Origin of the sequence: Paenibacillus sp. SC116 (genome assembly GCF_024733555.1) — a bacterium.
GTDB lineage: Bacteria > Bacillota > Bacilli > Paenibacillales > Paenibacillaceae > Paenibacillus_B.
Genome location: NZ_JANIOF010000001.1, coordinates 1,946,400 through 1,960,686 on the forward strand (window position 1 = coordinate 1,946,400; position 14,287 = coordinate 1,960,686).

General features: G+C 39.7%; 10 protein-coding genes. All 10 read right to left on the bottom strand.

The genetic code is table 11. The features are described from left to right. Positions 1-135: 135 nt before the first annotated feature. Complete coding sequence (locus NQ117_RS08545) at positions 136-1,212, bottom strand: hypothetical protein (protein ID WP_258277542.1); 1,077 nt, start codon at positions 1,210-1,212, stop codon at positions 136-138. 545 nt (positions 1,213-1,757) lie between these two features. Beyond that, positions 1,758-2,510, bottom strand: coding sequence for a hypothetical protein (locus NQ117_RS08550; protein WP_258277543.1), 753 nt, complete (start codon positions 2,508-2,510; stop codon positions 1,758-1,760). Positions 2,511-2,546: 36 nt separating this feature from the next. Further along, positions 2,547-2,900 (bottom strand): hypothetical protein, encoded by a 354-nt coding sequence (locus NQ117_RS08555; protein ID WP_258277544.1) that lies wholly within the window; start codon positions 2,898-2,900, stop codon positions 2,547-2,549. Between the two features lie 69 nt (positions 2,901-2,969). After that, positions 2,970-3,680, bottom strand: coding sequence for a hypothetical protein (locus NQ117_RS08560; protein WP_258277545.1), 711 nt, complete (start codon positions 3,678-3,680; stop codon positions 2,970-2,972). Then, positions 3,670-4,179 (bottom strand): hypothetical protein, encoded by a 510-nt coding sequence (locus NQ117_RS08565; protein ID WP_258277546.1) that lies wholly within the window; start codon positions 4,177-4,179, stop codon positions 3,670-3,672. The genes NQ117_RS08560 and NQ117_RS08565 overlap by 11 nt, the downstream gene beginning before the upstream one ends. Positions 4,180-4,505: 326 nt before the next feature. Continuing rightward, positions 4,506-6,605, bottom strand: coding sequence for a hypothetical protein (locus tag NQ117_RS08570; RefSeq protein ID WP_258277547.1), 2,100 nt, complete (start codon positions 6,603-6,605; stop codon positions 4,506-4,508). Positions 6,606-6,866: 261 nt separating this feature from the next. Then, complete coding sequence (locus tag NQ117_RS08575) at positions 6,867-8,969, bottom strand: RHS repeat domain-containing protein (protein ID WP_258277548.1); 2,103 nt, start codon at positions 8,967-8,969, stop codon at positions 6,867-6,869. Between the two features lie 103 nt (positions 8,970-9,072). Continuing rightward, the gene (locus NQ117_RS08580; protein WP_258277549.1) at positions 9,073-9,354 is read right to left on the bottom strand and encodes a hypothetical protein; all 282 of its coding nucleotides are present in this window, start codon (positions 9,352-9,354) and stop codon (positions 9,073-9,075) included. Between the two features lie 191 nt (positions 9,355-9,545). Continuing rightward, positions 9,546-10,157, bottom strand: a complete 612-nt coding sequence (locus NQ117_RS08585) for a hypothetical protein (protein ID WP_258277550.1) — start codon at positions 10,155-10,157, stop codon at positions 9,546-9,548. Beyond that, positions 10,136-14,212 (bottom strand): RHS repeat-associated core domain-containing protein, encoded by a 4,077-nt coding sequence (locus NQ117_RS08590; protein ID WP_258277551.1) that lies wholly within the window; start codon positions 14,210-14,212, stop codon positions 10,136-10,138. The genes NQ117_RS08585 and NQ117_RS08590 overlap by 22 nt, the downstream gene beginning before the upstream one ends. Positions 14,213-14,287: the final 75 nt, after the last annotated feature.

Sequence of the window (14,287 nt, forward strand, 5' to 3'; positions counted from 1 at the left end):
TTCGTTTATTTCACGTATTGGAGCAATTTTTGCATGTATACGAAACGAAAAGACCCCAGAATCAACTTCTGAGGTCTTAAGACTATCTTTAGTTGTAAGGAAGGTATAAGTATTTATGGCATCTTCTTAAAATAGCTAGACCTTAACATATCCTTTCTTCGTCAGATTTCCTTTTTGATTATACTTGAAAAATCGATAGCTCCCATTTGTAAAAATAATCGCCTGCAAACGGTTAGCAGCGTCATAGAAAAATGCCTTTTTTGTAGGAAGCTGCAGCTTCCCGTGATCCGCATCAAGTCCTATAGCATCTAATTTGATCCAATCTAAATCTATGTAAGCCTTGTCCATCCAATACGTACGAAGTTCTAATCGATGACTAGGATGGTTAATATTAAATTTGATATCAAACTGCTGATACTTGTTTGCCCCGGCAAATTGCCCTCTTGTGATAATTTTAGATTGGATAATTTCATCTGCGTCATAATCATAGACTTCCAACTTTACAACCTCTTCGTTATTTGCACTGTTGTTATCAATTAGTAGGTTCCACTGGGCCAAGTAGGTTCCTCTAGCCAGCTTATTTTCGTACGGTCCATAACTTAAAAACCCTGGCTCGTCCTCAAACGTATTGGCTGACCCATTCGTTTGTTTTGCCCTGCCTACCGAGTGTGCAAGATCCGTTGCTTCCCAACGTTTATTGTATGGGGCAGCAGCGAGCTTTGCAGCCGTTACTTGCTCAAATGAAATATCGTATTCTCCATACCAGAACACCCGAAACTCCAAATTACGCGAGACATTGGCATGCGCGATTTTTAAATCGAAAGACTGGGTTGCACCAGCATAATAAAACTCTCTCGCAGTGATGACTCTTTCACCTAGCACAGTATTCGTTGCGCTATCATAAACATCAATTTTTACAACCGCATTCGTGCTATTAACAGGCTTATCAAGCTTTAATTTCCATGATATATTCCATAAGCCCAGTGCCATATCGTTAGCGTATGGTCCATAACTCAAATATGTATTTGATACATCCTTGTTTACTCTTGCAGTCCTCACATCACCTTCATTCGTTCCTGTACGTGAAGGAAGGGAGGGAGCACTCCAAGAGCGTTTAGCTGTAACATCAGACACTTTTACTAGTACTAATTTTTCAAGCTGTACAGAGCCTTGTCCATACCAGTAACTTCGGAACTCTAGGGAGTGATTCACTGCATACGTCGTATTAAAGCTTAGCGAGAAATCCTGAAACTTCCCTGGTTGTTTAGTAATCCGATGCTTTAATTTTTTTTAATGCTAGAACTCGACCTGTATGATGATCAACGACTTCAATAAGCAACACATCCGTGTCACTCGCGGAAATTAATTGTTCCATCATCAATGACCATGTAATCGAGTATTCAGCTTCACCCAGATGTTGAATATATGGGCCGTAATTTAAGAACCCTTCTTTATCTACAGCTTGATCCGCATGCCATACAGTTCCCTTCTGCCTGCCAGTCTTGTGACCAAGCTTGGGATCGGTCGCTTACCATACAGCAGTGAAAGCAGCAGGTTGACTGTTGACCTTGCTTGAAGTCGCGGTGTTGCTCGTGCTTATGGCAAAAGCATTGCTCAGAAGTTGTACAAATAAACATGTGATGAGGAGCAAAAAAGTATTCGAAGCCTCATATGTCACCTCTAAAAATATAGTAAAAATCTCAAGTCTATGTGTTCATACATTTCATACAGAAATTAAACGAAATATTGGATTGATTTTATTTAGTCTTTTTCGTTACTTGTATGTCATCAATTGAAATGGCTCCTCCATAATTCGTTCCCCAGTACAATTGATAATCTGAATAAGGACCTGTTGTGAAAGTGACAACCTTGCTTCCTACACTTCCCGCCGGATCATTCCATTCGGTCCAGCCCTTATCTTGCGCTATATCTCCTGTTCTTGTTCTACTAAAGAAATAGTGGCTCCCCTTCTCACTTGGGGACTTGATCACTTTATTTTGAAACGATACCGAGTAACTTGTATTAGGTTCCAGCTGTAATTTTCTAGGATTTGATGCTAGGAAGGAGTTCCATTCCCAAGTTGCCTTACTCTCCCCATAGACTGAATGCGCTCCGGTCACTACTTTTCCAGCTTCATTTGTCACTTCTCCTGAATATCCAGGATTACCGGAAATATAATGGGTTGAATCGAACTTTCCTCGTTCAAATGACTCTGTTAGTTTTGTTACTTGGATATCATCAATGGAAACAGCTCCTCCATAATTCGTTCCCCAGTACAATTGATAATCTGAATAGGGACCTGTTGTGAAAGTGACAACCTTGCTTCCTACACTTCCCGCCGGATCATTCCATTCGGTCCAGCCCTTATCTTGCGCTGTTTTTCCTGTACTAGTTCTACTAAAGAAGTAGTGGCTCCCCTTCTCAATTGGGGACTTGATCACTTTATATTTGAATGATACTGAATAGCTCGTATTAGGCTCTAGTTGCAACTTTTGTGGATCTGATGCCAAGAAGGAGTTCCATTCCCAGGTTGCCTTACTTTCCCCCTAGACCGAATACGCCCCTGTCACTATTTTTCCAGCTTCATTCGTCACTATACCCGAATATCCTGGGTTACCTGAAAGATAATTCGTAGTCTCAAAGTCTCCTCTTTCAAATGTCTCGCGATATCTTGAAACTTTCCTCAATAGGTTTCCGTTATCGTCATAGAAGTAATCTAAATAAGATCCATCTAGAAATTTAGCAAGAAGCAGTTGGCCATCATTTGGGTAAGAATAAGTAACCCCACTATCCAACGCCCTTGCCGAAGATGTAATCAAGAAAGAAAATATAATAGCCAAACTTACTACGATCATCCGACATTTTTGAATATTTTTATTGCTAAACATAACTTCCCCCATCTTTCTTTGTACCTGCTAAGCAGACAAACACAAAGTTGTATACTCGTTTCTATTGAAATCGTATAAACACTATTTATATGTCAATGTTGCTGAATCCCAGTATACTGTTCCTGAACCTCCATCTACCTTGCTGATGATATACATCTGCATGACACCATAACTCGTACCGGCAGGTGTTTTCCCACTTGCATTCAAAGTAATAAAACCATTCGTCTTATTAGTAACATCCGTTGAACCAACGGTTGCTATATACGTTCCTGCTGCATCATGGAAATCGATTGTCATTAACACTCGCGCATCCTTCAAACTCTCAACTTCTGCTCGCACCGTTGCATGTACGGATTTCTCTGGCTGCAGAGATACCTTTTGGTATATCGATAACAAATTCCCCTTTGGTAGTTGGCTTGCGCTTACTTTCTGCGCATCTCTGCCGGAGTCTATCGGGTGCTGCACAAGTTGTGAGGACGTTGGTAGTTCAGCACTGTTTTTCCATGTAGCCCAACTGCTCGCAATTTTCTGCTCGTTCTCGACTTTTTCCATACTACTGTTACTTAGGAGACTGGGTTCACCGTACCTCAACGATGCTGAATCCCAGTATACAGTTCCTGAACCTCCATCTACCTTGCTGATAATATACATCTGCATGATTCCGTATGCTGTCCCCGCAGGTGTTTTCCCACTCGCGTTCAAAGTAATATAACCGTTTGTCTTATACGTAACATCGGCTGTTCCTATGGTAGCTAAATACTTTCCTGCTGCATCATGAAAATCAATGGTCATTAATACACGTGCATCCTTTAAACTCTCCACTTCTGCTCTCACCGTTGCTTGGATTGATTTCTCCGGTTGCAATGCTACCTTCTGATATAGTGACAACAGATTCCCTTCTGGGAGTTGACTTACACTCACTTTCTGTGCGTTTCCCGGAATCTACTGGATGCTTCACGAGTTGTGATGAACTTGGTAGTTCGGCACTGTTCTTCCACGTCGCCCAGTTACTTGCGACTTCTGCAGATTGATTTTTTAACACCTCAAAGCTTGAGTTAATTAGAAGATTTCGATCATTAAAATGACCTATTACGTTGCCGTTTAAATCGTATTTATAATCGATGGTCCCATCACTCTGACTCATCTCAATCAATTTTCCATCTTGATCGTATAAATAAACATTTTTATTTAGAGCAAGTGAATGATGTGAGAAGAACATTACTGTGATCAGCGAAAAAACAATGAACGAGTTTATTGTTTTGAAAGATTGTTTGGGCGTTTTCTTATTCATACTACAGCTCCATTCTCGATAGTTCTTCTTCGTAACGTAATTAAAACAAATATTTCATTTTTAGTTGGCTATTCTGCATTTGAATGAATATTTGAACATATAATAGATTAAATGTTAGTTTGAAATCTGTCCTTGATATTATTGTCATTTTCTCATCCATGTTGTTTAAATTTCGTTCATGCTGGATGATAGCTCGTTATTACAAGACACACAAAAAAGACCTCAGTAATAAACCTCTGAGGTCTCCAGGCTATTTTTATAACAAATCATGCTCTTCTACTTATTTTGAAAATAATCTGTGTTGAACTTTATCATATTCTCTCTATTTATTTAACAGAAATATGCGGTACAAAATGTATCATAGGATCCCAATACGTTAAATCATAATCGATTGTTTCATTTTGATTTACAATGAAATAGATAGCGTCTCCTTTTTCAACTTCCGTTGTAAGCGATACATTGAGACCCTTCGTGTCGTCATGCGCAATCACTTTCCAGCCAGTTGCAGGCCAGATCTGACTATTATTTTTCATTATCTTTACGCGAACACCATCACCAAGAATCTGTCCCTCTGCTTTAGAAACTTTCCCTGTTATCGATATACTTCCACTCTTAGATGAAGTCCATTTACGAACCGAATCATTTGCAGCAGGATGTTGAGAATCACCGGACACCGAAAGCCATTCTTGACTTCCTTTCCACATTCGCCAATCATCGTTCCACGTCATATTTTTATAGTTGATTCCGTCCCACTCTTGATACTGCCAATTACCTTCTCCTTGGATCTTTGCAAAGCCTGCTGATGCTTTGTAGGTTAACGGCACATAGCTTATCGTTGGATCCCAATAGGTCCCGTCATAATCTATTGTTTTATTCTGATTCACAATAAAATAGAGCGCATCTCCTTTGGCAACTTCGGTTGTCACCGATACATTGACACCTTGTGTGTCGTCATGTTCGATCACTTGCCAGTCGGTGGCAGGCCAGATTTGATTGCTATTTTTCATGATTTTAACGCGAACGCCGTCTCCCTGTATCTCTCCCTTTAGTTTTGCTACTTTACCTGAAATGTCTATTTTTCCACCTCTAGGTGCAATCCATTTCCGTACAGAATCACTTTCATCTGGATGTTGAGAGTTTTTAGTTACCCTTAGCCACTTATTACTTCCTTTCCATTGATTCAAGAAAGAATCCCACGCAATATTTTTATATTGTTTACCATCCCATTCCTGATAAGACCAATTATTCTTACCTTGAACTATCGAATAACCTTCCGACGCTTTCTGAGATAATGAAATATAATTTATTTTGGGATCCCAATACGTCCCGTCATAATCTATCGTTTTATTTTGATTGACGATAAAATAAAGCGCATCTCCTTTGGCAACTTTCGCTGTTACTGATACTTGGACACCTTTCGTATCATCATGTTCAATCACTTGCCAGCCAGATGAAGGCCAAATCTGACCATTATTCCTCATTACCTTCACACGAACACCATCTCCAAGTGTTTGCCCATCACTCTTGGCAACTTTACCTGTAATCTCTATTGCGCCACTCCTAGGTGCAATCCATTTACGTACCGAATCGCTTCCATCTGGATGTTGGAAGTCAGTCCCTATTCTTAACCATTGACTATTTCCTTGCCAATGATTCAATGCGGTATTCCATGTGATATCGGCATACTTTTGCCCATCCCATTCTTGGAAATACCAATTATTCATACTTTGAATGGAGGAAAAATCATTCGATGCTCTATAAGATAACGGCAAATACGTAATTGTGGGGTCCCAATAGGTCCCATCATAGTCGAACGTTTTATTTTGATTCACAATAAAATAGAGCGCATCTCCTTCTTTAACCTCCGTGGTTACGGACACATTGACACCTTTCGTATCATTGTATTCAATAAATTTCCAACCAGATGAAGGCCAGATTGGACTATTATTTTTCATAATACTTACACGAACGCCATCTCCATGGATTTGCCCGTCTAATTTTGCAACCTTGCCAGTAATCGTAACTGTTCCACTCCTAGGCGCAATCCACTTACGCACTGCATCGCTTCCATCTGGATGCTGATAAGTAGCAGTCAGCATCAACCACCGATTGCTTCCTTTCCATAAGCCCTGATCATTGCTCCACGCAACATCTTTGTAGTTCTTTCCATCCCATTCCTGATAGTACCAGTTACTCTTACCTTGGATCTTCGAAAAAGCTTTCGATGCTGTGTAGGACATCACACCTGACTTTTTGGTCATATTGCCGTTATTATCGTATAGCAACTGTGTGTCATTCATTTGTACTAATCTTCCTGCATTATCATATAGGTAATCGACATTGGACGCGTTTGCATGTCCAAGCAATACCGGCATACTCAGTATGCTAATCATCATTAATACTACTATTCTTTGAAACTTCTTCATTTCCATTCCTCTCTCCTATCAACTTTCCATTCTCACACAACTGACTCTGATCTACACGCTGAATACTAGCAGTCGATAAGAATACGTATGCATAATTGATCATATAATAGATTAAATGCTAGTTTATCATCTGTCCTGGATATTATTCTCATTTCTTACTTTTATGTCGTCCACACTTCATTTGTTACAACTCTCCGATTCTATTTCAGCATGCTTTGAAACAGAAAATAGACCCCAAAATAAACTTCTGAGGTCTTGAGACTAGCCTTTCCTAATCTGAATCAGGTTGCCATTTGTATCGTAATAATAATGAATGACTTGTCCAGATGCCAGCGTGATCATTTCCAAGCGGTTAGCACCATCATAAGAGTAATCGGACATATTCGATGTGGTGGCATATTCGATCTGAGCATCCCAGAACGTGCTGTCACAGTCGATATTACCACCAGCTTCAACTACAAAATACAACGCCTGACCCTGCGAGACAGGTGTAGTCATATTATAAGCAGTTCCTTTGTTATCATCAGCAGCTAGCTTGGTTCCCCATAATTTGGTCTTACCTTTATATATCATTGCCTCCACGCCATTGCCACAAGTAATGTTACCCTTGACAGGATTACCTGTCAGACGGACTGTTCCTGATTTGGGAGCAACCCATTTGCGTACTGACCCTGAGGGATCGGGATGATACATATTAAAGGTAATGGTTGAAAATTCACGAGCACCCTTCCACTCTTGCTTTTTCGCATCAAAAGTCATATCCACATAATCTTGACCAATCAATTCTTGGTAGTACCAATTTGATTGCCCTTGAGCAGAACCAAAATTCAATCTTGAAGAGTAAGACAGTGGCTGCTTCTGATCTACGTACGTAATCGTTGGATTAAAAGTCGTCCCGTCACAGGAATTTTCTCCGTTTTGAGAAGTAACAAACCGTATTTTATCATCGGCACGAGCAGATACATCATGTTGAATGCTATAGCCTATTTTGTCATCAAATGACACAGGAGTTGTCCATACTACTTGATCGTTCTTATATATCGTCGCTATAACCCCATTACCACAAACAACATTGTCTTTTAACAGTGGTCCTGTAATTCGAATAACACCTGAAGTAGGTGCTAACCATGTCCGTACAGAATCTCTTGCTTCTGGATGCTGCCAATGATGTCCGATCATGGAGAACTCTGTACTTCCTCTCCATAAAGTTTCTTCTTTTATCCATGTCATTGGATAGAACTTGTCCTTATCCCGTTCCTCGTAATACCAGTTATTCTGACCTTGGATGGGACTATATCCTTCTGAGGCTGTATACGCTATTGGTTTAGAATCATATGTAATCGTTGGATTAAAAATCGTTCCGTCACAGGAGTTTTCGCCGTTTTGAGAAATAACAAACCGTAAGCGATCATCGGTACGAACCGTTACATCCTGCTTGATTTGGTAGCCTACTTTGTCATCAAATAAAACGGAAGTTGTCCATATGATCTTGTCATTTTTATAAATGGTAGCTATAACTCCATTACCACAACTAACATTATCTTTGGCAAGCTTTCCTGTAATTTGCACGACGCCTGAAGTCGGTGCTGCCCACGTCCGTACAGAATCTCTCGCCTCCGGATGCTGCCAATGATGTCCGATCATGGAAAACTCCGTACTCCCTCTCCATAGATTTTCTTTCTTTATCCATGTCATTGGGTAGAACTTGTCTTTATCCTGTTCCTCGTAATACCAGTTGTTCTGACCTTGGATAGAGTTAAATCCTTCTGATGCTGTATACTTCAATGGCTTCTTATCATCATAGGTAATGGTTGGGTCCCAAAAAGTTCCGTCGCAGCTGTTGTCTTGCTGCTCATTCACGATAAAATAAAGGGCCTCTCCCGTTGATACACGTGTCGTATAGTTCGCAGATACCCCAACAGTGTCATCAAATCCGATAGTTGAAGACCAAACGAGATTATTATTTTTACGAATCATCGCTTTGACGCCATCACCGCATGTCGGATTACTCTTCGCCACTTGTCCACTAATATGGACAATACCCGGCTTTGGTGCAACCCATTTTCGTACAATGTCAACTTGATCTGGATGATGAACATTAGCAGCGATCGTAGCGTGCTTGTTTTTACCTTGCCATAATTTTTTGGAGTTATCCCATTTTAAATTCGTATACGTAGAACCATCCCATTCTTGATAGTACCAATAGTTATCGCCTTGAATGGTGCTGTAATCTGTACTTGCACGGTATACATTCTTCTCTGCACTAGTGGCCGACCACGTTACACGGTCTGTTAACATAGTTACCGATAGCACTGTTATGAATAGTACAATTGCAAACAGATATTTTTTTACGTGTTTAGTCATTGTTTACCCCTTTTTGTAGTTTATGAATTCTCTTAGTTAGTATAAATAAAAACAGAGGAAAAAACTGCTCCTCTGTTTTATAATTTCTAATTCTCTTAAAGTATTACTCCTCAGGATACGGTCGTGGTTTCATTTGAGATTTGCTTTTATTCCACCATTGATCATTATTTCCATAGTAAACAATAAATGCCCAACTATTTGAGCTTTCATAATTTAAAAAATCCTCGTCTTTATCAATAGGGCCTCTTTCAGTATTTTGCCATAGTTCATTCATTCGGCCTACCGCTTCTTCTTCACTTATTCCGAACTCATTGATCATTTCTTTTACAATTAATTCACAAATTTTAATTGAATCTTTTCTTGAAATAAATTTAAATTTATCCATCTCGAGCTCCCATCCACTACATATTAATGCGGCCCTTTTCCAAGCAGATCAAACATAAACTACCCTCTCCCCAATTCGATATATTTCGAAAATGTAAAAGAAAAAAATCAGTAAGTTATACACCTATTAAAATAACCCATATGGAGGTAACTCACATATGGGTTTGCATACTCTTCAATACTCTCTTACATTCACAGCCTTACGCCATGTCCAAATATCTCCCTTATTACTTCGTCAAAACTCAAATAATTCTCAAAAGCTACATTCTCTCTTTCAATCATCTCGTCCCAACCTCTAAAAGGCTCAGTCAGATAACCACTTTCGTTTACAAGCTCAAATTCTATTGAAAATAGTGTGTATGCAAGCTTTTTAGAAATCCCTTGCTTTTCTGAAGCGTATTGAAAAACTTCATTAAGAATGTTGAGCATATTGATTTTATCATCTTTATTTTCCCGAGCTGCTCCCAGCTTTACTAAAAACTCAAATTCATATTCATCTGCAGAAAGTGTTACATTTAGAAAATCTAATATGATTTTTTCTATTGACTTTATCCCAGATCTTAACTCACCTTTTTTATTTTGTTTAAAATAATCCATCTCCGAAATCATCCATGAATAAGTATTATCAAAATTCTTTAATAATTTTCTACTTATAAAAGTAACCTTTTCAGAAGATATAGTTTTTAATAAGTTATTTATAGGGCTTAGATGAACAGTTTCATCAAAAGATTTCTCTCTTAATGAACCATTTAATTCGATAAGTAATTCACAGATTTTTTCTTCTACTCCACACTCGGTATCCACCCAACAATAGCCTCCCTCTCAATATCTTGGAATATTGCATACTCATAATCTTTTCTCGCAAAATTTAATGCATCTGTATAATTAAGATGATTTTTATCTAAATTTGATAACACCCATCTGTATTCAGATTGTACTTTATCAAGATCAATAACGACTACCCCTCTTCCACTTTTTTGTTCATAGAACATTGCCCTATCAAGTGAGATAGTAGTAGAGATCCACGGATCATTTTTCTCTGGTTTCATCATTCTCTTAGAACCATATGCTACATGTGATGTTAAGTTCCATAGACCGTTACGATTTTTTGCTTCAATCCCCTTACCAGCAGTTAGAGTCTTAACATCTGTTGGATTTAATGCCCTAAATACATAATTCCCTTCTTTTTTCTTATGACGTTCCTTCATTTCAGAAATACTTAATAATGGCAATTTGTACATTTTGGCTTTATTTACATTTATACTATGTTGCGATTCTCCTACAGGACTAGGGTTTAATAAAGAACCAAAGATAGTACCGAGACTGAAACCTAACCATCCACCTTTTTTAGAGCCTTGCTTCGCACCCTTAGCCCCACCTTCAATGACTCTAAAACTCTCCCGCTGTAATTGGTGCCAATCTATATTCAGTGCTGCTTCATGTCCAGTTGGATCGATATATAATAGTGGATTATTTTCTACATACGTATACAAATTCAAACTACGCGGGCTATTCAGTTCCCCTTCATACGTATCCTCACTAATAAACCTTCCCATGTTTGGGTCATACCATCTTGCTCGAAGATACTGAAGACCTGTCGTCTTATCCCAATACTCACCTGAGTATTTCAGAATATTCGGAACCGTTTCTTTCTCTTCTAGCGGTAATCCCCAAATGTCATAGCGATATTCATTCAGCTTCTTACCTGCTTCATCGACAATAGCTACGACATCACCATGACCGTTCAGCTGATAGTATTGCAACTGGCTGGTAGTAGCATCTTGACGACCGATAAGCTTGCCATTTAGATCATACAGATAGACATACTTAACCTTGGCTTTGCCATCCACCCCGACAACTGCTTCTGCTAATAACAACTTGTTAGCATCGTAATAGTAACGGTTCTTAACGTTATTCTCTACACGCTCATACAGCAATCCTTCTCCCGTGTAGGAGTATATTACAGGATTATGCTCTCCTGTGACTTTCGTCAATCGATTCTTTTTATCGTACTCGTACTGTCTTGACTTTAGAGGTACTTCTCTAGTGCTGTCTAATGTTTGGCGATTGTACCTTTCATCGTATGAGTACGTCTCATTAAACTCACTAGATGTTTGAATCTGATTCAACGGTGTGTATGAGAACTTCGTGACATAACTATTTTCATTGCGCTGCATGATGTTTCCAACCAGGTCATAGCCGTATTGGAAAGTGTTCTGCGCTGCTCCATCCTTCACATGGTTCAACTGCTTCAGCTTCAAATCTTCGTATTGATAATCCGTGACAAACGCATTGCCATACGTCTGCTTCGCCAATTGTCCATTTGCCAAGTGATCGTACGAGATCGTCTTCGCTGGCTGATTGCCACCACTCAAAATGTTCAACTGCTTCAATTGGTTAACGTTGTTATGAACCCCATCAACTTTTACATGAACACCCGGAGCTGCGAACTCATACCCTGTCTTCTTGTTCAGGTCATAGTTGTTCGTTAGCTTCACGCCATCTGGATATTGAATGCTCGTTAAGAAGCCCGAACGCGCCTGATACTTATAGTTCGTTGTTCCTCTATAATCGGTCATCGTGACCGGTCTGCCCTCGGTATCATAGCTATACTTAACCGTTTCATTTCCAAGCGTATTTTGTAAAAGGCGGTTCATTTCATCGTAGCGATTTTCTGTAACTGTTCCACTACGATCAATATATTTCTCTAAATTACTATTCCCATCGTAGTAATACTTCTGAACTTGACCTGTTCCATTGATCTTTTTCGTAACGCGACCAAGTTCGTCATATTCTTTCTTCATTTTCTGTTGATTCGCATACGTTATCTCAAGAAGGTTACCCAAGCGATCATAGAGATAGCTTGTTGTCTGTTTCTGTGCATCCGTAACCGCAGTCAATTGGCCGCCAGCATTATACTGGTACTCCGTACGATTGCCATTAGCATCTGTTGCAGAGGTAACTCCCCCTGCTAGATTATACTCCGTACGCTGAACAGGTATATAATTCTGCTTGTTCTGTAGCGTCTCTACTAGAAGCGTTCTGCCTAATACATCGCTAGTCGTTTTTGTGCGATTCTGCTCTGCATCGATTGCTGTTACTGTCAGCTTCGCATCATCGTATTCAACGCGATCCGATGTACCATTTGCATATGTAGTTTGAAGCGGTCGTCCAAATCCGTCATATGTGTACGTTGTACGATTGCCATAAGCATCTTCTGTCCATTGAAGCTGACTTGTACGCTCATCGTAGCCGTATTTCACTTCGCCTAAGCCTTGAGTTTCTCTAGTCTTACGCCCCAATGGATCGAACCATGCTTCGGTCACTTCTCCAAGCGTATTTTTCAATTGCACATGGTTTTGAGTGTCGTTGTATACATAACTGATTTGGCTGTGATTCGGCATCGTGACTAATGTTGTACGGCCTAATGGATCATAGCCATACGATGTCGTTTGCTGTTTGCCATCTGTGTATGAAAGCAAACGTCCTGTTACTGGATCGTACTTCGCTTTTTCTACAATTGTAGTAACTTGTCCATCTGCATTTGTAACATCCACTTCTTGCTGTGTAAGGTATCCATGATGATATTCAGCACCATAATGATATCTAAATACAGTCGGTTTACCTCTATCATTATGAGCTGTTACTTTCGTAACATTACCGAATCCATCGTACTCATAATTGATATGACCAAGAAGCTGTCCGCCTTCTGAGTTGGCGTACGTTTTAGATTCAATTACAGAACCTTTATCGTTACGATGCATTCGTGTAACAGACTGCTGATTCGCATCCAACTTGGACGTAATCGTTTCTGGCAGCCCCCATTTTGCATCATACGTAGTAGCCGTGCTGGCTCCAAGACTGTTTGTTTCACTCGTTACGTTCCCATTCTCATCATAATTCCGATTCACGATGAGAGATGGACTCTCCACCCCATTATTGATTTTCTTCGACGTAATCTGTGCAGGATAAGGATTTAAAATATTTGACGTGTATGATTGATTCGTCACATGCTGAACATGCCCTGCTTGTTGGACTGTCTCTACATTTCGGAATACAGGATCATCACCCGAACGTACTTTATCATAAGTAGATATGCTTGAGGCATCTCCGCTTTTAAATATCGTTTTATGTCTACCATTCGAGGCAGAAGCATACGGATCTGATTCATATTGAATGCTCGTTTGATTACTATCGACTACTGCGCCATTCACATATTGCGCTACATCTTTGCGTTCCACTACCCTGAACTGTTCTTGCTTGGAATCATGTCCAAAATGTCGAAGCACTTTGTCGTAACGGTATTCGGTACGCGCTCCTGTTGGATGATGGACTGTTTTTAATAAGGCATAGTCATTCCGTTGATTTACCGGGTTTGAGGTCATCGAAAATTTCGAAATGCCAGGCTCGTATGCATAGCGAGTCGTTCGGCCCATCGTGTCGGTAACAGACTCTAAATACGGTATGTCTGTTCCATCAAACTTTTTAAATGCATACTTAACCGATTCATTCTTATTAGTAGTAGCCGTTATGATGCTATTGTGCCAATCATAACTCAATTGAATGTAATTCCCTAAAGAATCTGTCACTTTTGACAAGTAACCTAAATGTTGAAAATCTAAAAAGTTTGAATAGCTATCTTCTACTCTTATCAGGTCACCTCTTGCATCAAAGTAATACGTTGTGCCCTGCTTCATTTTCAATGCGTATGCTGAAGTATCGTACCCTACCTTTCGGCTGGTGTCTTTCATTAATACAGCATCTTTCCACGGATAACGCTTAAGGTTGAGATCTTTATCTACCTGGTAGACGCCTCCTGCTGGCATGCGAATAAAAGCCTCTTCATGTTCAAACTTCATATACGGGATATCCCATGACCAGCCTCTACCCATAATTGAATCCTTACTAACTCTCTCTACTTTATTATCAGGCAA